General features: G+C 69.5%; 31 protein-coding genes. 24 read left to right on the plus strand and 7 right to left on the minus strand.

Annotated elements, in window-relative coordinates:
* Positions 1-10: 10 nt before the first annotated feature.
* The 6 genes from ACFIF2_RS09025 to ACFIF2_RS09050 all read right to left on the minus strand — a co-directional run bounded on the left by ACFIF2_RS09025 (position 11) and on the right by ACFIF2_RS09050 (position 4,024).
* A complete protein-coding gene (locus tag ACFIF2_RS09025; protein WP_395572207.1) occupies positions 11-496 on the minus strand; it encodes a DinB family protein in 486 nt (161 codons plus the stop codon).
* A gap of 222 nt (positions 497-718) precedes the next feature.
* Entirely contained in the window at positions 719-1,684 is a 966-nt protein-coding gene (locus tag ACFIF2_RS09030) for a LysR family transcriptional regulator (protein ID WP_395572015.1), read from the minus strand.
* Between the two features lie 76 nt (positions 1,685-1,760).
* Positions 1,761-2,018, minus strand: a complete 258-nt coding sequence (locus ACFIF2_RS09035; protein ID WP_395572016.1) for a hypothetical protein — start codon at positions 2,016-2,018, stop codon at positions 1,761-1,763.
* Positions 2,015-2,362, minus strand: coding sequence for a hypothetical protein (locus tag ACFIF2_RS09040; RefSeq protein ID WP_395572017.1), 348 nt, complete (start codon positions 2,360-2,362; stop codon positions 2,015-2,017). The genes ACFIF2_RS09035 and ACFIF2_RS09040 overlap by 4 nt, the downstream gene beginning before the upstream one ends.
* A 65-nt stretch (positions 2,363-2,427) precedes the next feature.
* The gene (locus ACFIF2_RS09045) at positions 2,428-3,348 is read right to left on the minus strand and encodes a helix-turn-helix domain-containing protein (protein ID WP_395572018.1); all 921 of its coding nucleotides are present in this window, start codon (positions 3,346-3,348) and stop codon (positions 2,428-2,430) included.
* Positions 3,349-3,592: 244 nt separating this feature from the next.
* Positions 3,593-4,024 carry an ATP-binding protein gene (locus tag ACFIF2_RS09050; protein ID WP_395572019.1) on the minus strand — a complete coding sequence of 144 codons (432 nt, stop codon included), beginning with the start codon at positions 4,022-4,024 and terminating at the stop codon, positions 3,593-3,595.
* Positions 4,025-4,179: 155 nt separating this feature from the next.
* Between ACFIF2_RS09050 and ACFIF2_RS09055 the strand changes: the two genes are divergently transcribed.
* Together ACFIF2_RS09055 and ACFIF2_RS09060 are read left to right on the plus strand one after the other, a co-directional pair.
* Complete coding sequence (locus ACFIF2_RS09055; RefSeq protein WP_395572020.1) at positions 4,180-5,028, plus strand: helix-turn-helix domain-containing protein; 849 nt, start codon at positions 4,180-4,182, stop codon at positions 5,026-5,028.
* Entirely contained in the window at positions 5,025-5,237 is a 213-nt protein-coding gene (locus ACFIF2_RS09060; protein WP_395572021.1) for a DUF397 domain-containing protein, read from the plus strand. Before ACFIF2_RS09055 ends, ACFIF2_RS09060 begins: the two co-directional genes overlap by 4 nt.
* Here the strand turns inward: ACFIF2_RS09060 and ACFIF2_RS09065 are convergent.
* Positions 5,188-6,090 carry a helix-turn-helix transcriptional regulator gene (locus tag ACFIF2_RS09065; protein ID WP_395572022.1) on the minus strand — a complete coding sequence of 301 codons (903 nt, stop codon included), beginning with the start codon at positions 6,088-6,090 and terminating at the stop codon, positions 5,188-5,190. The two genes, ACFIF2_RS09060 and ACFIF2_RS09065, sit on opposite strands and share 50 nt — an antisense overlap.
* 77 nt (positions 6,091-6,167) lie before the next feature.
* On the opposite strand from ACFIF2_RS09065, the gene ACFIF2_RS09070 reads away from it, so the two are divergent.
* The 22 genes from ACFIF2_RS09070 (at position 6,168) to rpsE (ending at position 18,321) form a co-directional block, all read left to right on the plus strand.
* A complete protein-coding gene (locus tag ACFIF2_RS09070) occupies positions 6,168-6,929 on the plus strand; it encodes an SDR family oxidoreductase (RefSeq protein ID WP_395572023.1) in 762 nt (253 codons plus the stop codon).
* Between the two features lies 1 nt (position 6,930).
* Positions 6,931-7,140, plus strand: coding sequence for a 4-oxalocrotonate tautomerase family protein (locus ACFIF2_RS09075; RefSeq protein WP_395572024.1), 210 nt, complete (start codon positions 6,931-6,933; stop codon positions 7,138-7,140).
* 219 nt (positions 7,141-7,359) lie between these two features.
* The gene (gene gdhA / locus ACFIF2_RS09080; protein WP_395572025.1) at positions 7,360-8,718 is read left to right on the plus strand and encodes an NADP-specific glutamate dehydrogenase; all 1,359 of its coding nucleotides are present in this window, start codon (positions 7,360-7,362) and stop codon (positions 8,716-8,718) included.
* A gap of 472 nt (positions 8,719-9,190) precedes the next feature.
* Positions 9,191-9,499 (plus strand): 30S ribosomal protein S10, encoded by a 309-nt coding sequence (gene rpsJ, locus ACFIF2_RS09085; RefSeq protein WP_003948644.1) that lies wholly within the window; start codon positions 9,191-9,193, stop codon positions 9,497-9,499.
* Between the two features lie 16 nt (positions 9,500-9,515).
* Positions 9,516-10,160 carry a 50S ribosomal protein L3 gene (gene rplC / locus ACFIF2_RS09090; protein ID WP_395572026.1) on the plus strand — a complete coding sequence of 215 codons (645 nt, stop codon included), beginning with the start codon at positions 9,516-9,518 and terminating at the stop codon, positions 10,158-10,160.
* Between the two features lie 8 nt (positions 10,161-10,168).
* Entirely contained in the window at positions 10,169-10,825 is a 657-nt protein-coding gene (gene rplD / locus ACFIF2_RS09095) for a 50S ribosomal protein L4 (protein ID WP_395572027.1), read from the plus strand.
* Positions 10,825-11,244, plus strand: a complete 420-nt coding sequence (rplW, locus tag ACFIF2_RS09100; protein ID WP_073725079.1) for a 50S ribosomal protein L23 — start codon at positions 10,825-10,827, stop codon at positions 11,242-11,244. The genes rplD and rplW overlap by 1 nt, the downstream gene beginning before the upstream one ends.
* Positions 11,245-11,284: 40 nt before the next feature.
* The gene (rplB, locus tag ACFIF2_RS09105; RefSeq protein ID WP_395572028.1) at positions 11,285-12,121 is read left to right on the plus strand and encodes a 50S ribosomal protein L2; all 837 of its coding nucleotides are present in this window, start codon (positions 11,285-11,287) and stop codon (positions 12,119-12,121) included.
* A gap of 12 nt (positions 12,122-12,133) precedes the next feature.
* Complete coding sequence (rpsS, locus tag ACFIF2_RS09110; protein ID WP_003974263.1) at positions 12,134-12,415, plus strand: 30S ribosomal protein S19; 282 nt, start codon at positions 12,134-12,136, stop codon at positions 12,413-12,415.
* Between the two features lie 44 nt (positions 12,416-12,459).
* On the plus strand, positions 12,460-12,807 hold the full coding sequence (gene rplV / locus ACFIF2_RS09115) for a 50S ribosomal protein L22 (protein ID WP_019329637.1): 348 nt from the start codon (positions 12,460-12,462) through the stop codon (positions 12,805-12,807).
* Positions 12,807-13,640, plus strand: coding sequence for a 30S ribosomal protein S3 (gene rpsC, locus ACFIF2_RS09120; RefSeq protein WP_395572029.1), 834 nt, complete (start codon positions 12,807-12,809; stop codon positions 13,638-13,640). Before rplV ends, rpsC begins: the two co-directional genes overlap by 1 nt.
* A gap of 5 nt (positions 13,641-13,645) precedes the next feature.
* A complete protein-coding gene (gene rplP, locus ACFIF2_RS09125; protein WP_003974260.1) occupies positions 13,646-14,065 on the plus strand; it encodes a 50S ribosomal protein L16 in 420 nt (139 codons plus the stop codon).
* A complete protein-coding gene (gene rpmC / locus ACFIF2_RS09130) occupies positions 14,065-14,289 on the plus strand; it encodes a 50S ribosomal protein L29 (protein ID WP_005481220.1) in 225 nt (74 codons plus the stop codon). The genes rplP and rpmC overlap by 1 nt, the downstream gene beginning before the upstream one ends.
* Positions 14,289-14,576 (plus strand): 30S ribosomal protein S17, encoded by a 288-nt coding sequence (gene rpsQ, locus ACFIF2_RS09135; protein WP_395572030.1) that lies wholly within the window; start codon positions 14,289-14,291, stop codon positions 14,574-14,576. Before rpmC ends, rpsQ begins: the two co-directional genes overlap by 1 nt.
* A gap of 96 nt (positions 14,577-14,672) precedes the next feature.
* The gene (gene rplN, locus ACFIF2_RS09140; protein ID WP_030831680.1) at positions 14,673-15,041 is read left to right on the plus strand and encodes a 50S ribosomal protein L14; all 369 of its coding nucleotides are present in this window, start codon (positions 14,673-14,675) and stop codon (positions 15,039-15,041) included.
* Between the two features lie 2 nt (positions 15,042-15,043).
* The gene (gene rplX, locus ACFIF2_RS09145; protein WP_003992365.1) at positions 15,044-15,367 is read left to right on the plus strand and encodes a 50S ribosomal protein L24; all 324 of its coding nucleotides are present in this window, start codon (positions 15,044-15,046) and stop codon (positions 15,365-15,367) included.
* Positions 15,367-15,924, plus strand: a complete 558-nt coding sequence (gene rplE, locus ACFIF2_RS09150; protein WP_073725077.1) for a 50S ribosomal protein L5 — start codon at positions 15,367-15,369, stop codon at positions 15,922-15,924. The genes rplX and rplE overlap by 1 nt, the downstream gene beginning before the upstream one ends.
* A gap of 5 nt (positions 15,925-15,929) precedes the next feature.
* Positions 15,930-16,115: a type Z 30S ribosomal protein S14 gene (locus ACFIF2_RS09155; protein WP_003948630.1), complete on the plus strand. Its 186-nt coding sequence runs from the start codon at positions 15,930-15,932 to the stop codon at positions 16,113-16,115.
* Between the two features lie 209 nt (positions 16,116-16,324).
* Positions 16,325-16,723 (plus strand): 30S ribosomal protein S8, encoded by a 399-nt coding sequence (rpsH, locus tag ACFIF2_RS09160; RefSeq protein WP_007384075.1) that lies wholly within the window; start codon positions 16,325-16,327, stop codon positions 16,721-16,723.
* 24 nt (positions 16,724-16,747) lie between these two features.
* Positions 16,748-17,287: a 50S ribosomal protein L6 gene (gene rplF / locus ACFIF2_RS09165; protein WP_395572031.1), complete on the plus strand. Its 540-nt coding sequence runs from the start codon at positions 16,748-16,750 to the stop codon at positions 17,285-17,287.
* Between the two features lie 3 nt (positions 17,288-17,290).
* A complete protein-coding gene (rplR, locus tag ACFIF2_RS09170) occupies positions 17,291-17,674 on the plus strand; it encodes a 50S ribosomal protein L18 (RefSeq protein WP_003974252.1) in 384 nt (127 codons plus the stop codon).
* Between the two features lie 41 nt (positions 17,675-17,715).
* Complete coding sequence (rpsE, locus tag ACFIF2_RS09175; protein WP_004927232.1) at positions 17,716-18,321, plus strand: 30S ribosomal protein S5; 606 nt, start codon at positions 17,716-17,718, stop codon at positions 18,319-18,321.
* Position 18,322: the final 1 nt, after the last annotated feature.

Raw genomic sequence — 18,322 nt, forward strand, 5'->3', positions numbered from 1 at the left:
GTGCCGTCCGTCAGCGGCCGGTGGTGCCGTCGGCGAGTTCCCGGAGGATGTCCGCGTGGCCCGCGTGGCGGCCGGTCTCCTCGATCATGTGGGTGAGGGCCCAGCGGACGCTCGGCCCGGGGCGCCCCGGCCGGGGGAGCGGTGCGCCGAGGTCGTCGCAGGCGTCGAGGACCTCGTCGGCGCGTTCCACGGCCGCGCGGTAGCGGGCGACGACGTCGGCGACGGTGTCGCGCGGGTCGGGCCGGAAGGTCGCCTGCCAGTCGGTGACCCGCTCGCCGAGGAAGGTGGCGCTCTCGACGGCGGTGAGGTGGGTGAGCAGCCCGAGCAGGTTCGTGCCCGAGGGCACCGCCGGGGTGCGGACCTGCGGCTCCGGGGCGCCCTCGACCTTCGCGGCGATCGAGGTGCGCAGGTAGCCGAGGAACCCGCGCAGGACGTCGGCTTCGCTGTTCGCGGTGCGGGGCGGAGGGGTGTCGGTGCGGCGGCGGGCGGTGGGCACGGCGGTCTCCTCGGGGGTGCGGTGGGCCTGCGCGGGGGCGCGGTGGCCTGCGCGGGGCGCGGCCGGACGGGGGACCGTCACGTTCCTCCCCGCCCCCGGTGTGCCCCTGTGGTCCCGGCCAGTCTCGGCCGACGTGCCGCCCAGGGGCGGGAAACCTTGCGGTTTCGGCAAGTCGACCCCCTTGGACCGGCCCTCAGTGACCGAGGGCTCCGGCCCCCTCCCTCAGGTCACCGCCTCGCGCGTTACGTCACGGTGCGCGGCGAGCCACTCGGTGTAGGTGCCGCTGCCCGCCGCGACGCCCGCGTGCGCGATACGGGCCTGCGCCAGCACCGTCGCGGCGGTCTCCTGCGGCTGCGTCGCCGCGTGCCAGCCCAACAGGTGCCGCCAGGCGAGCGGCGTCCCGGTGAGCGGCCGGGTGACGATGCCGGGCGTGGTCGGGAAGGTCGCCCGGCACAACCCGACCGCCCGTCCCACCTGCACCAGATGCACCAGCGACGCGGTGTCCGTCTCGTACATGCGGCGCGGCGTGAAACCGGCGCGGGCGCACGCGGCGGTGAAGCAGTCGCCGAAGCAGCCGTCGCCGGGTACGCAGGCCCACTCCTCGCCCGCCAGCTCGGTCAGCCCGACCTCGGTCCGGCGGGCGAGGGGATGCCCCTCGGGCACCATCACGAACACCGGGTCGACGGCGACCTCCCGCCAGTGCAGTCCCTCGGCGCCGGGCGGCGCGGCCGACCCGCAGGCACCGACCAGGGCGAAGTCCAGGCGCCCTTCGGCCAGTTGCTCGGCCAGTTCCCGCTCCGACCACGAGGTGCACGTCGTCATCCGCGCGTCCGGCGCCACGTCCGCCAGCCGGTCCACGAGGGCGCCCAGCAGGGGCCCGTGCGTGCCGCCCAGCCTCAAGCACGCCGTCGCGCGCGGGGTGCGGGCGAACCGCGCCGCCTCCTGCTGCAACTCGGTCACCGCGGGCAGCACGATCCGGCTCCGCTCCAGCACCAGTTCCCCCAGCGCGGTGGCCCGCACCCCGTGCCGCCCCCGCTCGAACAGCGCGCCGCCCAGCGCCCGCTCGATCCGCTTGAGCTGTGCGCTCAACGCGGGCTGCGCGAGCCCGAGCGCCGTCGCCGCCCTGGTGAGGCTGCCGGCGTCGGCGATGGCCCGGACCGTCCTGAGATGCCGCAACTCCAGCTCCATGAGGGGAGCTTGCGACGACGGAGGGACGGGGGCAAGGGCTTGGTCCGGACCTGTGACGGCGGGATCGCGCGGGGTTTCAGAAGCCCAGGTGGGTGATCTGCAAGACGTAGACGCGTTCAGCTCGCACGACGATCTGGTAGGTGAACATGCCACCGGGGACCGTGATGTCTCCGCCCTTCGGGTCGTCCCCGTCGTGCGCGCGGCCGTGCACGTACTGCGCTTCTGCCGCCCTGACCAGCTCGGCGGCCTTGCGTTCCACCTCGGTGAGGAAGGCGGTCGGCGCCGTGACGGCCGCTTCTTCGGCGCCGAAGGCGTACTCCCAGGCCCAGCTCAAGCGTGAACAGCCTTCATCGCCTCGTCCAGGACGGCACTCAACTCTCGCAGCGCCTGCCTGGCCACGTCCGCGTCCTCGTGTTCCAGGTTGCTCTTGGCGTGGGCGTGACGGGCGGCGAGATCGGGGCGCCGGGCGATCTCGATGTCACGGGCCCAGGTCAGGACCCAGCTCCGCACGGGGCTGAGCGACTGCCATTCCACGGCCTTGGCGAAGGCCTCGTCCTTGGTCCGCTGCATCTCCGGAAGTCGGCCCGGATCCACGGCGGCGAGCGCGGCCCGCAGGGCGTCCGGTGTCTGCTCGGGGCGGGGAACCAACCCGTGTCCGTGATCGGCCTGCGTGCTCATGGAGACCTCCCGGGAGTGCACTGGCCAGGGTAGCCGTCCGGGACGGTTGGGGGTGAGGTGGGCGATCAGGCCGGGTCGTTCCCGGCCGGGCCCGCCGGCGTACGGCAGTCGCGGCACAGGCCCGGCTCCGGGGCGCGGAAGCCGCGGTCGCAGCCGTCGCAGTTGTGGAGCGGGAGCAGGACCGGTGGTGGCGCGGCCGGGGCGCGGAAGGGCGGCGGGGACGGCAGCCGGTCGGTGAGGCGGTGGGCCAGGAGGGCGGCCGGGCGGCGCAGCGGCTCGTCCGGCAGGTCGGCGGTCAGGGCACGGCGTACGGCGGTGGGGCCGACGTCCCGCTCCAGCCAGGCGGCGACGCCGGGCGCCAGGTGGGCGGTGTCGGCGGCGGAGAGCAGCAGGCGGGAGTCGTGTCGGCGCAGGCCGGTGAGGAGGTCGACGGCGACCTGGAGGATCGCGGGGTTGGCGTGGCCGGGCCGCGGTACGGCGGGCAGCGCCTTGCGGGGGCGGGCTTCCCGGGGCCGGGCTTCCCGGGGCCGGGAGGGCCGTTCCACCGCCGGTCGCGCGGGCCGGTCGGGGTCGGGGCACGCGGTGTCGGCCGCCTCGCGCCGGTGCCGCTGCGGCTGGTTGCAGGAGACCGTACGGGTGATGATGCGGCCCGTGGACGTGCGGACGCGCTCCCGGCGCAGGTAGCCGTGGGTCTCCAGCTCGCGCAGGGCGGCGGCGATGCGGGTGGGGCCCTCGGGGAAGCGGGCGGCGAGCGACTTGATGTCGGCGCCCGCGCCCGAGGGCAGCGACTGGAGGTGGCAGCTCAGGCCGATCGCGAGCAGCGACAGCTCTTTGTGCTGGACCAGGTGGTTGCCGATCACCACGAAGCGGGTGGTGTGGCGGGTGTTCTCGTGGACGATGCCGCCGCCGTGATGACGCGTACGGGGTGCGTCGTCGGCAGGGGCTGACTGGGCGCGCGAGGGCGCGCTAGGGTTCTGGGTATCCATCGGGAAGTCCTTGCTTCTTCCTTGGTGGTCAGGCCCTCGCAGTGGGATGGCAGTCCCGGCGGGGGCCGACGTATGTCGGCTGCTGTTGGCGCTGAGCGTAGGGGAGTTGGGACCCCGGAAAGCCAGCCCAAGCGCCGATGTTCACCCGCGTGAGTGATCGCCCGCCTCGGGCGGAGGGGTGGGGCTTGGTGGGGTGCTTTCTCCCCGGGTTCTTGCTTGGTAGGGCGCTGGGAGCACCGGAACCTCAGGACGTGGGTTCCGGTGGCGTACAGCGCAGTTCCGCCCACACCGTCTTGCGCGGGAAGCGGCCCTCGGTCACTCCCCAGCGGTCCGCCAGTGCCTCGACCAGCAGCAGGCCGCGGCCGGACTCCGCGTCGGGCGCGGGCGTCCGGACGTCGGGGAGCCGCTCGCCCCGGGTGTCGGCGACCTCGATACGGAGGGTGTCGCCGACGACGTACAACGTGAGCCGGAAGTCGCGGCCGGGGACGCGTCCGTGGGCCGCCGCGTTGCTCGCCAGCTCGGCGATGAGCTGGCGGGCCGGGTCCAGGGGGAGGCCCCACGTGCGGAGCTGTTCGGTGGCCAGCAGGCGGGCGAGGCGGGCACCGCGAGGCGTGGGGCTGAGCTGCACGCTGAAGTTGCGGACGGACGTCGGGAGTTCGGCTGATTTCTGGTTCACGTCACTCAGCGTGGCGGTGACTGCGTACCGTGAGAAGTGACTCAGCGGGTACGTAGGGTGACTGTCCGGTCGTTGTCCGGTGGTGTCGGTGCTGTCGGGAGGGGCGCGCGGGTAGGGCGCTGGGGCATCGGTGGGAGTACGACGAAGGGGTGCGGATGACGGTCGAGGTGGACGAGCCGGGGTGGGAGGTCGACCCGGACGACGAGTGGGGCATCGCGGTCATCACCACGGTGGGACGGCAGTTGAGGCTCCGTCGCGAGGCGGTGGGGATGCGGGCCGCCGACTTCGGGGTGGCGGTCGGGTACGGGGAGGACCTCGTCTACAAGGTCGAGGGCGGCAAGCGGATTCCCCGGCAGGAGTACCTGGACAGGGCCGACGAGGTGCTGGGCGCGGGCGGGCTCATCGCGGCGGCGTGGGAGGACGTGAAGAAGGTCCGGTATCCGAAGCGGGTGCGGGAGCTGGGGAAGCTGGAGGCGAAGGCCGTAGAGATCGCCCTCTACGAGTGCCACATCGTCCCCGGGCTTCTGCAGACCCGGGACCACGCGCGCACCGTGATCGGGGCGGCGCAGCCTCCGTATGCGCCGGAGGACGTCGAACGCATGGTGGCCGCCCGGCTGGCCCGCCAGTCGGTCTTCGAACGATCTCCTGCTCCGGCGCTGAGCTTCGTCCTGGAAGAGGGGCCCCTGCGGCGGCCCATTGGCGGCACAATGGTCTGGCGTGAGCAGCTCGAACGCCTGCTGGAGGTGGGTCGGTTGCACAATGTCGTGCTTCAGGTGATGCCGACGAACTGTGACACCCATTCCGGACTGGACGGTCGGATCGAGTTGCTGAAGTTCCCGGACGGTACAGCAGTCGGGCGGTCCGACGGCGCGTTCAACGGGCGGCCGATCACCGAGCCCAAAGACCTGCGCATCCTTGAGTTGCGGTATGGCACCATCCGGGCTCAGGCCCTCTCGCCGGGGGAGTCGCTGGCCTTCATCGAGCAACTGCTGGGAGAAACATGATCCGCAAGACCACCGCCGGGGACGGCTCCGAGCTGGCGTGGTTCAAGAGCACCTACAGCGGCGGAAACGACGGCAACTCCTGCGTCGAAATCGCGATAGCCCCCCGCACCGTCCACGTCCGCGACTCCAAGCACGCGGCAGGCGGCCCCAGCCTCGCCCTCACCCCGGCCGCCTGGGCGGACTTCCTCCCGTACGCGTCGCAGGGCTGACGACCTCCTGCGTCCCCACCACCGCCAGCAGATCCAGCAGCCCCGCGTTGTCCGTCCCCACGGCCGGTGTGAACCAGAGCAGCCGCTGCCGTCCGTCCTCGCTGAAGAGGTTGAGGCAGTTGACCTCGATGACGCCGATCGTGGGGTGGACGATCCGTTTGCGGTCGTCCCGCCGGAAGGCCACGTCGTGGTCGGCCCACAGCGCGGCGAACTCGGGTGAGACGCCGAGCAGCGTGCGGATCAGGGAGCCCGCCTCCGGGTCCTTGGCGTCCCGCCGCGCCGCCGCGGCCCGCAGGTCGGCGACGAAGGCGCGGGACTGGCTCTCGTGGTCGGCCTCGGGATACAGGCGCCGGGCGTCGGGCTCGGTGAACCACCGGTGCACGAAGCTGGCCCGGGGCCCCTGGAACCCGGACTGGTCCCCGACCAGCGCCACCGCGAGCGGATTCTGTACGAGAGTCACGTGCAGGTCGGTGATCACCTGCGCCGGGGTCGAGGTCATGCGGCCGAGCAGGTCGAGCATGCCGGGGTGCACGTGCGAGGCGGCCCCGCCCTGCACGGGCACCGGGCGGTCGGCGAGCCGGTAGAGGTAGTCCCGCTCGTCGGCGGACAGCCGCAACGCCCGCGCCAGCGCGGCGATCATCTGCTCGGACGGCTGCGACCCGGCGCCGCGCTCCAGCTCGTTGTAGTAGTCCACCGACGCCCCCGCGAGCTGGGCGACCTCCTCACGGCGCAACCCCGGCACCCGGCGCCGGGGACCGGTCGGAAGACCCACGTCGGCCGGGCGGATGCGCTCCCGCCGCGACCGCAGGAACGCTCCCAGCTCGGCGTACTTCACAGCGCTCATGCCCCTCATTCTGCGCCGGGCCGGGCCGCCGACCCAGGGGATGACGTCCCCTGGTTGCGCATGCCGGTCGGGCGCATCGTGGACGCATGACCACGAACACGAACACCAGCACAGCCGCGGAGACCCGCGTGGCGATCGTCACCGGCGGATCACGCGGCATCGGCCGTGCGGTCTCGCTCCAGCTCGCCCGGGACGGCCTGGCCGTCGTCGTGAACTACTCCCGCGACGCGGCGTCCGCGGCGGAGACGGTGGCCGCGATCACCGAGGCGGGCGGCCGGGCGATCGCCGTACCGGCGGACGTGGCGGAGGAGAAGGAGGTCGCCGCCCTGTTCGACCGGACGGAGGAGGAGTACGGCGGCGTCGACGTGGTGGTGAACTCGGCCGGCCGGATGGCCCTGTCGACCATCGCCGACCTGGACCTGGAGGCGCTGGACGCCGTGCACCGCACCAACATCCGCGGCACCTTCGTCGTCGCCCGGGAGGCGGCCCGCCGGCTGCGGGCGGGCGGCTCCTTCGTCGGGTTCTCGACCTCCGTGGTCGGCACGCAGTTCCCCACCTACGGGGCGTACGCGGCCAGCAAGGGCGCGGTCGAGGCGATGACGCTGATCATGGCGCGTGAGCTGCGCGGCCGGGACATCACCGTGAACACCGTCGCGCCCGGCCCCACGGCCACGGACCTGTTCCTGGACGGGAAGACGCCCGAGCAGATCGAGCAGTTGGCGAAGACCCCGCCGCTGGAGCGGCTGGGCACCCCGGAGGACATCGCGGGTGTGGTCGCCTTCCTCACCGGCCCCGCCGGTCACTGGGTGAACGGCCAGATCCTGCGCGCCAACGGGGGGATGATCTGACATGCCGTTCGCCCACTTCAAGGTCCCCGAGGGCACCCTCACCCCCGAGGACAAGCGGAAGATCGTCGAGCGCACCACCGACCTCTACGCGGAGATCTACGGAGAGCGCGCCCGCCCCACCACCGTCGTCCTCGTCGACGAGGTCGCGGACGGAGGCTGGGGCGTCGCCGGGAACGTCCTGACCGCCGAGATGCTCAACGGCGGCGCGTGACGGCGACGTGGTGACGCGGCGGGGGAGACCTTCGTCTCATACGTGACAAGAACACCCGATATGCGAAATCCTGGTCTCACATAGTGGTCGCGCCCGGCACGGAGTGCTGGCCAGGACGTTTACCTGCGCGTAACACTGAAGCGTCCCGCGCGCGGCAACGGCGCCGAGCGCCCACCACCGGACAGGATCTCCGGTGCTGCCGTGCCAGAAAGGGCCCCTGTGACGACGCGAAGCGAGACCAGGACCACGCTCGACGACCTCCTCACCGAGATCGAGCACCGCAATCCGGCCCAGCCCGAGTTCCACCAGGCGGCCCACGAGGTCCTGGAGACGCTCGCGCCGGTGCTCGCGGCCCGCCCCGAGTACGCCGAGCCGGGCCTGATCGAGCGGTTGGTCGAGCCGGAGCGGCAGGTCGTCTTCCGGGTGCCGTGGCAGGACGACCGGGGCCGCGTCCACGTCAACCGGGGCTTCCGCGTCGAGTTCAACAGCGCGCTGGGCCCGTACAAGGGCGGCCTGCGCTTCCACCCCTCCGTCAACCTGGGCGTCATCAAGTTCCTGGGCTTCGAGCAGATCTTCAAGAACGCCCTGACCGGCCTCGGTATCGGCGGCGGCAAGGGCGGCAGCGACTTCGACCCGCACGGGCGCAGCGACGCGGAGGTCATGCGGTTCTGCCAGTCGTTCATGACGGAGCTGTACCGGCACATCGGCGAGCACACCGACGTCCCGGCCGGTGACATCGGCGTCGGCGGCCGGGAGATCGGCTACCTCTTCGGCCAGTACCGCCGCATCACCAACCGCTGGGAGGCCGGCGTCCTCACCGGTAAGGGCGCGGGCTGGGGCGGCTCGCTGATCCGCCCGGAGGCGACGGGCTACGGCAACGTCCTGTTCGCGGCGGCGATGCTGCGCGAGCGTGGCGAGGACCTGGAGGGCCAGACGGCGGTCGTGTCCGGCTCGGGCAACGTCGCGATCTACACGATCGAGAAGCTGACCGCCCTCGGCGCGAACCCCGTCACCTGCTCGGACTCCTCCGGCTACGTCGTCGACGAGAAGGGCATCGACCTCGGCCTGCTCAAGCAGATCAAGGAGGTCGAGCGCGGCCGGGTCGACGCCTACGCCGAGCGCCGGGGCTCCTCGGCCCGCTTCGTGCCGGGCGGCCGCGTCTGGGAGGTCCCGGCCGACCTCGCCCTCCCGTCGGCCACGCAGAACGAACTCGACGAGAACGACGCCGCCACCCTCGTCCGCAACGGCGTCAAGGCCGTCTCCGAGGGCGCCAACATGCCCACGACCCCCGAGGCCGTCCACCTCCTCCAGCAGGCCGGCGTCGCCTTCGGCCCCGGCAAGGCCGCCAACGCGGGCGGCGTCGCGGTCAGCGCCCTGGAGATGGCCCAGAACCACGCCCGCACGTCCTGGACGGCGGGGCGCGTCGAGGACGAGCTGACGGCCATCATGAACGACATCCACACCACCTGCCACGAAACCGCCGCCCGCTACGACGCCCCCGGCGACTACGTCACCGGCGCGAACATCGCGGGCTTCGAACGCGTGGCCGACGCGATGCTGGCGCAGGGCGTCATCTGAGGCCCTTGGTGGTGTGACTCCGAGGCCCCCGGTGGCGTGACGCGGGGCCGCGGCGGCGCCGTAGGTGTACCCCGCGATCACGTGGGGTACAGTCATCCGCTTCGATTGGCCAGCGGCACGCCCCGTATGGCAGACTAGCGGGGTTGCTCGGTCGAGTGCCGATGCTGCGCGCCTCCCGCCGGGAGGACCGGAAGCGAGTCCCACAGTACTCGTCGTCCCTGCTCAGGGGCGGACGTACGGGAATCTTCCGGGAAGTGTCAGCGGGGTACCGGCCAGGCACCCGGTGGGCCTCTCGCCCCCGGTCCGCGGTTCCGGAAGGGCCCGCACCTCCCAGTGCAGGGATGTTCGAACAAGGGGCATCTGTGTCAGCGAGAGTGCGACACGCCCGACCGCGTGGGTCGGAGGACGGGAAGAAAGAACAGGGAACCGCCGGGTTCCAGAGCGTTACGAGAGACAGGACTACGAAGTAGCCATGGCGGGACAGAAGATCCGCATCCGGCTCAAGGCCTACGACCACGAGGTCATCGACAGCTCGGCGAAGAAGATCGTCGAGACGGTGACGCGTACTGGTGCGTCGGTCGCGGGCCCGGTGCCGCTGCCCACTGAGAAGAACGTGTACTGCGTCATCAAGTCGCCGCACAAGTACAAGGACTCGCGCGAGCACTTCGAGATGCGCACGCACAAGCGCCTGATCGACATCCTCGACCCGACCCCCAAGACCGTTGACTCTCTGATGCGACTCGACCTCCCGGCCGGTGTCGACATCGAGATCAAGCTCTGAGGGCGGTGATCTGAAGATGACCAAGCAGATCAAGGGCATCCTGGGCGAGAAGCTCGGCATGACGCAGGTGTGGGACGAGAACAACCGTGTTGTTCCGGTCACCGTCGTCAAGGCCGGCCCCAACGTCGTCACCCAGGTCCGCACGAACGACGTCGACGGCTACGAGTCCGTCCAGATCGCGTTCGGCGAGATCGACCCGCGCAAGGTGAACAAGCCCCTCAAGGGCCACTTCGCCAAGGCCGACGTCACCCCCCGCCGCCACCTCGTCGAGATCCGCACGGCCGACGCCTCCGAGTACACGCTCGGCCAGGAAGTCACCGCCGAGGTCTTCGAGTCCGGCGTGAAGGTCGACGTCACCGGCAAGAGCAAGGGCAAGGGCTTCGCCGGTGTCATGAAGCGTCACAACTTCCGTGGCGGCAAGGCCTCGCACGGTGCCCACCGCGTGCACCGCAAGCCCGGCTCCATCGGCGGCTGTGCCACCCCCGGCCGTGTGTTCAAGGGCCTCCGCATGGCGGGCCGTATGGGCAACGAGCGGGTCACCACCCAGAACCTGACCGTCCACGCCGTTGACGCGGAGAAGGGTCTGCTGCTCATCAAGGGCGCGGTTCCCGGTCCGAACGGCGGCCTCGTCCTGGTCCGCACCGCGGCCAAGGGGGCCTGAGGTAACCGATGAGCACTGTTGACATCCTTTCGCCGGCAGGCGACAAGGCCGGTACCGTCGAGCTCCCCGCGGAGATCTTCGACGTTGAGAAGGTCAGCATCCCGCTGATCCACCAGGTCGTCGTCGCGCAGCTGGCCGCTGCCCGCCAGGGCACGCACAAGACCAAGACCCGCGGTGAAGTCCGTGGTGGCGGCAAGAAGCCGTACCGCCAGAAGGGCACCGGCCGCGCCCGCCAGGGTTCGACCCGTGCGCCGCAGTTCGCCGGCGGTGGCGTCGTCCACGGCCCGCAGCCGCGTGACTACTCGCAGCGGACCCCGAAGAAGATGAAGGCCGCGGCCCTGCGCCACGCCCTCACCGACCGGGCCCGCCACAACCGCATCCACGTCGTCTCCGGCGTCGTCGAGGGCGACAGCCCGTCGACGAAGGCCGCCCGGACGCTGTTCGGCAAGATCTCGGAGCGCAAGAACCTGCTCCTGGTCGTCGACCGCGCCGACGAGGCCGCGTGGCTGTCCGCCCGCAACCTGCCCCAGATCCACATTCTGGAGCCGGGCCAGCTGAACACGTACGACGTTCTCGTCTCGGACGACGTGGTCTTCACCAAGGCCGCCTTCGAGTCCTTCGTGTCCGGCCCGAAGGCCAACGACACCGAAGGGAGCGAGGCCTGATGGCCATCCGTCACCCCGCCATCGCCTCCAAGGCCGCCAAGAAGGCCAAGGAAGCGCGCGTCAAGAAGGCCCGCCGGCACGCCGCCGAGGGCAAGAACACCGTCGTCACCCCGGTCAGCAAGTCGTTCACGGACCCCCGTGACGTGCTGCTGAAGCCGGTCGTGTCCGAGAAGAGCTACGCGCTCCTCGACGAGAACAAGTACACGTTCATCGTCGCGCCGGGCTCCAACAAGACCGAGATCAAGGAGGCCGTCCAGGCGGTCTTCTCGGTCAAGGTCACCGGGGTCAACACGATCAACCGCCAGGGCAAGCGCAAGCGGACCCGCACCGGCTTCGGCAAGCGTGCCGACAGCAAGCGCGCGATCGTGACCCTTGCCGAGGGCGACCGTATCGACATCTTCGGCGGTCCGACCTCCTGACGGAGGTCCGGATCGTCCGGAATCGGACGAGGACTGAGAAATGGGAATCCGCAAGTACAAGCCGACGACGCCGGGCCGCCGTGGCTCCTCCGTCGCCGACTTCGTCGAGGTCACGCGGTCCACGCCGGAGAAGTCGCTGGTCCGCCCGCTGCACAGCAAGGGCGGCCGTAACAACGCCGGTCGTGTGACCGTTCGCCACCAGGGTGGCGGACACAAGCGCGCCTACCGCGTGATCGACTTCCGTCGTCACGACAAGGACGGCGTGCCGGCGAAGGTCGCGCACATCGAGTACGACCCCAACCGCACCGCGCGCATCGCGCTGCTGCACTACGCGGACGGCGAGAAGCGCTACATCCTCGCCCCGCGCAACCTGCAGCAGGGCGACCGCGTCGAGAACGGTCCCGGGGCCGACATCAAGCCGGGCAACAACCTGGCCCTCCGCAACATCCCGGTCGGTACCACGATCCACGCGATCGAGCTCCGTCCCGGTGGCGGTGCCAAGTTCGCCCGCTCCGCCGGTGCCTCCGTGCAGCTGCTCGCGAAGGAGGGCTCGATGGCCCACCTCCGCATGCCGTCCGGAGAGATCCGCCTGGTCGACGTGCGCTGCCGCGCCACGATCGGCGAGGTCGGCAACGCCGAGCAGAGCAACATCAACTGGGGCAAGGCGGGCCGCAAGCGGTGGCTGGGCGTTCGCCCGACCGTCCGTGGTGTGGTCATGAACCCGGTGGACCACCCGCACGGTGGTGGTGAGGGCCGGACCTCCGGTGGCCGCCACCCCGTGTCCCCGTGGGGCAAGAAGGAAGGCCGTACTCGTTCGCCCAAGAAGGCGTCGAACAAGTACATCGTCCGCCGCCGCAAGACGAACAAGAAGCGCTAAGGACGGGTTGAGATGCCTCGTAGCTTGAAGAAGGGACCCTTCGTCGACGACCACCTGATCAAGAAGGTGGACACGCAGAACGAAGCCGGTACCAAGAACGTCATCAAGACCTGGTCCCGTCGCTCGATGATCGTCCCGGCGATGCTCGGCCACACGATCGCGGTGCACAACGGCAAGACCCACATCCCGGTGTTTGTCACCGAGTCCATGGTCGGCCACAAGCTCGGCGAGTTCTCGCCGACGCGCACCTTCCGGGGTCACGTCAAGGACGACCGGAAGTCGAAGCGCCGCTAGTCAGCGGGGTGTGAAAGACCATGACAAACACTGAAGGGACAACCATGGAAGCCAGGGCCCAGGCGCGGTACATCCGCGTCACGCCCATGAAGGCCCGCCGCGTGGTGGACCTCATCCGTGGCATGGATGCCACGGAGGCTCAGGCGGTCCTGCGTTTCGCCCCGCAGGCCGCGAGCGTGCCGGTCGGCAAGGTGCTGGACAGCGCCATCGCCAACGCCGCGCACAACTACGACCACACCGACGCCGACAGCCTCTACATCTCCGAGGCGTACGTCGACGAGGGTCCGACCCTGAAGCGGTTCCGGCCGCGCGCGCAGGGCCGTGCCTACCGGATCCGCAAGCGGACCAGCCACATCACCGTGGTCGTCAGCAGCAAGGAAGGAACCCGGTAATGGGCCAGAAGGTAAACCCGCACGGGTTCCGGCTCGGCATCACCACCGACTTCAAGTCGCGCTGGTACGCCGACAAGCTGTACAAGGACTACGTCAAGGAAGACGTCGCCATCCGTCGGATGATGACGTCCGGCATGGAGCGCGCCGGCATCTCCAAGGTCGAGATCGAGCGCACCCGTGACCGCGTGCGTGTGGACATCCACACCGCTCGTCCGGGCATCGTCATCGGCCGCCGCGGCGCCGAGGCCGACCGCATCCGCGGTGACCTCGAGAAGCTCACGGGCAAGCAGGTCCAGCTGAACATCCTCGAGGTCAAGAACCCCGAGACGGACGCTCAGCTGGTCGCCCAGGCCGTCGCCGAGCAGCTCTCCTCCCGCGTCTCCTTCCGCCGTGCCATGCGCAAGAGCATGCAGTCGGCGATGAAGGCCGGCGCCAAGGGCATCAAGATCCAGTGCGGTGGCCGCCTCGGTGGCGCCGAGATGTCCCGCTCGGAGTTCTACCGCGAGGGCCGTGTGCCCCTGCACACGCTCCGCGCGAACGTGGACTACGGCTTCTTCGAGGCCAAGACGACCTTCGGCCGCATCGGTGTGAAGGTCTGGATCTACAAGGGCGACGTCAAGAACATCGCCGAGGTCCGCGCCGAGAACGCCGCCGCCCGTGCGGGCAACCGCCCGGCCCGTGGTGGCGGCAACGAGCGCCCGGCCCGTGGCGGCCGTGGTGGCGAGCGTCGTGGGCGCAAGCCGCAGCAGCAGTCGGCTCCGGCCGCCGAGGCCCCCAAGGCCGACGCGCCCGCCGCTGCCGCTCCGGCTGAGAGCACCGGAACGGAGGCCTGACCGTCATGCTGATCCCCCGTAGGGTCAAGCACCGCAAGCAGCACCACCCCAAGCGCCGCGGCATGGCCAAGGGCGGTACGCAGGTTGCGTTCGGCGAGTACGGCATCCAGGCCCTCACGCCGGCGTACGTGACCAACCGCCAGATCGAGGCGGCCCGTATCGCGATGACCCGCCACATCAAGCGTGGCGGCAAGGTCTGGATCAACATCTACCCGGACCGCCCCCTCACGAAGAAGCCGGCCGAGACCCGCATGGGTTCCGGTAAGGGTTCTCCGGAGTGGTGGATCGCGAACGTGCACCCGGGTCGGGTCATGTTCGAGCTGTCCTACCCCAACGAGAAGATCGCCCGTGAGGCGCTGACTCGTGCGGCCCACAAGCTGCCGATGAAGTGCCGGATCGTCAAGCGCGAGGCAGGTGAAGCGTGATGTCGGCCGGTACCAAGGCGTCCGAGCTGCGCGAACTGGGTGACGAGGAGCTGCTGAACAAGCTCCGCGAAGCCAAGGAAGAGCTGTTCAACCTCCGCTTCCAGGCGGCGACGGGTCAGCTCGAGAACCACGGTCGGCTCAAGGCCGTCCGTAAGGACATCGCGCGGATCTACACCCTGATGCGTGAGCGCGAGCTGGGCATCGAGACGGTGGAGAGCGCCTGATGAGCGAGAGCAACGTGACTGAGAACAACACCGAAGCACGCGGCTTCCGCAAGACCCGCGAGGGTCTTGTCGTCAGCGACAAGATGGACAAGACCGTCGTCGTCGCCGTCGAGGACCGCGTCAAGCACGCGCTGTACGGCAAGGTCATCCGTCGTACGAACAAGCTCAAGGCTCACGACGAGCAGAACGCCGCGGGCGTCGGCGACCGTGTCCTCCTCATGGAGACCCGGCCGCTGTCCGCGACGAAGCGCTGGCGCGTCGTCGAGGTCCTCGAGAAGGCCAAGTAATTCCTGCGGCATTACCCCGCAGGTCAGTTCCGCCAGGCTCCGGGAGCCGCTCGCTGAGCGGCTCCCGGGGAACCGGCAGACAATCAGGAGATAGACGTGATCCAGCAGGAGTCGCGGCTGCGTGTCGCCGACAACACGGGTGCGAAGGAAGTCCTCTGCATCCGTGTGCTCGGTGGCTCGGGCCGCCGCTACGCGGGTATCGGTGACGTCATCGTCGCCACCGTCAAGGACGCGATCCCCGGTGGCAACGTGAAGAAGGGTGACGTCGTCAAGGCGGTCATCGTTCGCACCGTCAAGGAGCGCCGCCGTCCGGACGGCTCGTACATCCGCTTCGACGAGAACGCCGCCGTCATTCTGAAGAACGACGGCGACCCTCGCGGCACCCGTATCTTCGGCCCGGTGGGCCGTGAGCTGCGCGAGAAGAAGTTCATGAAGATCATCTCCCTCGCGCCGGAGGTGCTGTGAGCATGAAGATCAAGAAGGGCGACCTGGTCCAGGTCATCACCGGTAAGGACAAGGGCAAGCAGGGCAAGGTCATCGCGGCCTTCCCCCGCGAGGACCGCGTCCTGGTCGAGGGTGTCAACCGGGTCAAGAAGCACACCAAGGCCGGGCCGACCGCTCGCGGTTCGCAGGCCGGCGGCATCGTCACCACCGAGGCCCCGATCCACGTCTCCAACGTCCAGCTGGTCGTGGAGAAGGACGGCAACAAGGTCGTGACCCGCGTCGGTTACCGCTTCGACGACGAAGGCAACAAGATCCGCGTTGCCAAGCGGACGGGTGAGGACATCTGATGACGACCACCACCACTCCGCGTCTGAAGACGAAGTACCGCGAGGAGATCGCGGGCAAGCTGCGTGAGGAGTTCTCCTACGAGAACGTCATGCAGGTTCCCGGCCTCGTCAAGATCGTGGTCAACATGGGTGTGGGCGACGCCGCCCGCGACTCCAAGCTGATCGAGGGTGCCATCAAGGACCTCACCACGATCACCGGTCAGAAGCCGGCCGTCACCAAGGCCCGCAAGTCCATCGCGCAGTTCAAGCTGCGTGAGGGCCAGCCGATCGGTGCCCACGTCACGCTCCGTGGCGACCGCATGTGGGAGTTCCTGGACCGCACCCTGTCGCTCGCGCTGCCGCGCATCCGCGACTTCCGCGGTCTGTCCCCCAAGCAGTTCGACGGCCGTGGCAACTACACCTTCGGTCTCACGGAGCAGGTCATGTTCCACGAGATCGACCAGGACAAGATCGACCGCGTCCGGGGTATGGACATCACCGTGGTCACCACGGCGACCAACGACGCTGAGGGCCGCGCGCTCCTTCGTCACCTCGGCTTCCCGTTCAAGGAGGCGTGAGCGAGATGGCGAAGAAGGCTCTGATCGCTAAGGCTGCTCGCAAGCCCAAGTTCGGTGTGCGTGGCTACACCCGCTGCCAGCGCTGCGGCCGCCCGCACTCCGTCTACCGCAAGTTCGGCCTGTGCCGCGTGTGCCTTCGTGAGATGGCTCACCGTGGCGAGCTGCCGGGCGTGACCAAGAGCTCCTGGTAATCCGGTAATTCCGGGTTATTCAGACTCTCGGTAAGCATCTGGGTCGGCAGGGGCCCGGCTCCGCATGCCTTAGGCTTGTGGGGTTGGGCGTCTGCCGCCCGTACGACTTACTACGCCGTAGGTCCACCGCGCCGCACCCGTCCCGTCTCGGATCGGGGAGAGGGATGGCGCACCAGGAAACCCCGGCGAGAGAGGCCGAAGGCCAATTCATGACCATGACTGATCCGATCGCAGACATGCTTACGCGTCTGCGGAACGCGAACTCGGCGTACCACGACTCTGTGACGATGCCGGCGTCCAAGATCAAGTCTCACATCGCGGAGATCCTCCAGCAGGAGGGCTTCATCACGGGCTGGAAGGTCGAGGACGCCGAGGTCGGCAAGAACCTCGTCCTCGAGCTGAAGTTCGGCCCGAACCGTGAGCGCTCCATCGCGGGCATCAAGCGGATCTCCAAGCCCGGTCTCCGGGTGTACGCGAAGTCCACCAACCTGCCCAAGGTGCTGGGTGGCCTCGGCGTGGCGATCATCTCCACGTCGCACGGGCTCCTCACCGACAAGCAGGCCGGCAAGAAGGGCGTAGGCGGAGAAGTCCTCGCCTACGTCTGGTAGCGGAAGGGAACGGAGGAAACAGCTATGTCGCGCATCGGCAAGCTCCCCATCGCGGTTCCCGCCGGCGTGGACGTCACCATCGACGGCCGTACGGTCTCGGTCAAGGGCCCGAAGGGCTCGCTGACTCACACCGTCGTGGCACCGATCGACATCGCCAAGGGTGAGGACGGCGTTCTGAACGTCACCCGCCCCAACGACGAGCGTCAGAGCAAGGCCCTGCACGGCCTGTCCCGCACGCTGGTGGCGAACATGATCACCGGCGTGACCCAGGGTTACGTGAAGAAGCTCGAGATCAGCGGTGTCGGTTACCGCGTGCTCGCCAAGGGTTCGAACCTGGAGTTCTCCCTCGGTTACAGCCACCCGATCCTGGTCGAGGCCCCCGAGGGCATCACCTTCAAGGTGGAGTCCCCGACCCGTTTCTCGGTCGAGGGCATCGACAAGCAGAAGGTCGGCGAGGTTGCGGCCAACATCCGCAAGCTGCGCAAGCCCGACCCGTACAAGGCCAAGGGCGTCAAGTACGAGGGCGAAGTCATCCGCCGCAAGGTCGGAAAGGCGGGTAAGTAAGCCATGGCATACGGACAGAAGATCCTCAAGGGCGACGCCTACAAGCGCGCCGCGATCAAGCGCCGCCACATCCGGATTCGCAAGAATCTCTCGGGTACGGCGGAGCGTCCCCGTCTGGTCGTTACCCGCTCGAACCGCCACATCGTGGCCCAGGTGATCGACGACATCAAGGGTCACACCCTTGCGTCGGCGTCCACCCTGGACACCTCGATCCGTGGCGGCGAGGCGGACAAGTCGGCTCAGGCCAAGCAGGTCGGCGCCCTGGTCGCCGAGCGTGCCAAGGCCGCGGGTGTCGAGGCCGTGGTCTTCGACCGCGGTGGCAACCAGTACGCGGGGCGCATCGCCGCCCTGGCGGACGCCGCCCGCGAAGCCGGTCTGAAGTTCTGACCCGGTTCCGTAGCTAGCGGAAACAGAGAGAGGTAATTCCAATGGCTGGACCCCAGCGCCGCGGTGGCGGTGCCGGTGGCGGCGAGCGGCGGGACCGGAAGGGCCGTGACGGCGGCGCAGCTGCCGCCGAGAAGACCGCTTACGTTGAGCGCGTCGTCGCGATCAACCGTGTCGCCAAGGTTGTGAAGGGTGGTCGTCGCTTCAGCTTCACCGCGCTGGTCGTGGTGGGCGACGGTGACGGCACCGTGGGTGTCGGATACGGCAAGGCCAAGGAGGTGCCGGCCGCCATCGCCAAGGGTGTTGAGGAGGCCAAGAAGCACTTCTTCAAGGTCCCCCGCATCCAGGGCACCATCCCGCACCCCATCCAGGGTGAGAAGGCTGCCGGCGTCGTGCTGCTCAAGCCCGCGTCCCCGGGTACCGGCGTTATCGCCGGTGGTCCGGTGCGCGCCGTGCTCGAGTGCGCCGGTATCCACGACGTGCTGTCGAAGTCGCTCGGCTCCGACAACCAGATCAACATCGTGCACGCGACCGTGGAGGCCCTCAAGGGCCTGCAGCGTCCCGAGGAGATCGCGGCCCGCCGTGGTCTGCCGCTCGAGGACGTCGCCCCCGCGGCTCTTCTCCGTGCGCGTGCCGGGGCGGGTGCGTAAT

The sequence above is a fragment of the Streptomyces sp. BK79 genome (genome assembly GCF_044142145.1).
GTDB lineage: Bacteria > Actinomycetota > Actinomycetes > Streptomycetales > Streptomycetaceae > Streptomyces.

Bases quoted from the DNA above. Each gene is read 5' to 3' on its own strand.
- rpsJ (WP_003948644.1), top strand. From the start codon at position 9,191: ATGGCGGGACAGAAGATCCGCATCCGGCTCAAGGCCTACGACCACGAG.
- ACFIF2_RS09065 (WP_395572022.1), bottom strand. From the start codon at position 6,090: ATGAGGGGCATGAGCGCTGTGAAGTACGCCGAGCTGGGAGCGTTCCTG.
- rplX (WP_003992365.1), top strand. From the start codon at position 15,044: ATGAAGATCAAGAAGGGCGACCTGGTCCAGGTCATCACCGGTAAGGAC.
- rplE (WP_073725077.1), top strand. From the start codon at position 15,367: ATGACGACCACCACCACTCCGCGTCTGAAGACGAAGTACCGCGAGGAG.
- rpsS (WP_003974263.1), top strand. From the start codon at position 12,134: ATGCCTCGTAGCTTGAAGAAGGGACCCTTCGTCGACGACCACCTGATC.
- rplV (WP_019329637.1), top strand. From the start codon at position 12,460: ATGGAAGCCAGGGCCCAGGCGCGGTACATCCGCGTCACGCCCATGAAG.
- rplW (WP_073725079.1), top strand. From the start codon at position 10,825: ATGGCCATCCGTCACCCCGCCATCGCCTCCAAGGCCGCCAAGAAGGCC.
- ACFIF2_RS09060 (WP_395572021.1), top strand. From the start codon at position 5,025: ATGATCCGCAAGACCACCGCCGGGGACGGCTCCGAGCTGGCGTGGTTC.
- rplR (WP_003974252.1), top strand. From the start codon at position 17,291: ATGGCATACGGACAGAAGATCCTCAAGGGCGACGCCTACAAGCGCGCC.
- ACFIF2_RS09070 (WP_395572023.1), top strand. From the start codon at position 6,168: ATGACCACGAACACGAACACCAGCACAGCCGCGGAGACCCGCGTGGCG.
- rplB (WP_395572028.1), top strand. From the start codon at position 11,285: ATGGGAATCCGCAAGTACAAGCCGACGACGCCGGGCCGCCGTGGCTCC.
- rplF (WP_395572031.1), top strand. From the start codon at position 16,748: ATGTCGCGCATCGGCAAGCTCCCCATCGCGGTTCCCGCCGGCGTGGAC.
- ACFIF2_RS09075 (WP_395572024.1), top strand. From the start codon at position 6,931: ATGCCGTTCGCCCACTTCAAGGTCCCCGAGGGCACCCTCACCCCCGAG.
- rpsQ (WP_395572030.1), top strand. From the start codon at position 14,289: ATGAGCGAGAGCAACGTGACTGAGAACAACACCGAAGCACGCGGCTTC.
- rplD (WP_395572027.1), top strand. From the start codon at position 10,169: ATGAGCACTGTTGACATCCTTTCGCCGGCAGGCGACAAGGCCGGTACC.
- rpmC (WP_005481220.1), top strand. From the start codon at position 14,065: ATGTCGGCCGGTACCAAGGCGTCCGAGCTGCGCGAACTGGGTGACGAG.
- rplC (WP_395572026.1), top strand. From the start codon at position 9,516: ATGACCAAGCAGATCAAGGGCATCCTGGGCGAGAAGCTCGGCATGACG.
- rpsC (WP_395572029.1), top strand. From the start codon at position 12,807: ATGGGCCAGAAGGTAAACCCGCACGGGTTCCGGCTCGGCATCACCACC.
- ACFIF2_RS09040 (WP_395572017.1), bottom strand. From the start codon at position 2,362: ATGAGCACGCAGGCCGATCACGGACACGGGTTGGTTCCCCGCCCCGAG.
- ACFIF2_RS09030 (WP_395572015.1), bottom strand. From the start codon at position 1,684: ATGGAGCTGGAGTTGCGGCATCTCAGGACGGTCCGGGCCATCGCCGAC.
- ACFIF2_RS09045 (WP_395572018.1), bottom strand. From the start codon at position 3,348: ATGGATACCCAGAACCCTAGCGCGCCCTCGCGCGCCCAGTCAGCCCCT.
- rplP (WP_003974260.1), top strand. From the start codon at position 13,646: ATGCTGATCCCCCGTAGGGTCAAGCACCGCAAGCAGCACCACCCCAAG.
- rpsH (WP_007384075.1), top strand. From the start codon at position 16,325: ATGACCATGACTGATCCGATCGCAGACATGCTTACGCGTCTGCGGAAC.
- ACFIF2_RS09155 (WP_003948630.1), top strand. From the start codon at position 15,930: ATGGCGAAGAAGGCTCTGATCGCTAAGGCTGCTCGCAAGCCCAAGTTC.
- rpsE (WP_004927232.1), top strand. From the start codon at position 17,716: ATGGCTGGACCCCAGCGCCGCGGTGGCGGTGCCGGTGGCGGCGAGCGG.
- ACFIF2_RS09055 (WP_395572020.1), top strand. From the start codon at position 4,180: ATGACGGTCGAGGTGGACGAGCCGGGGTGGGAGGTCGACCCGGACGAC.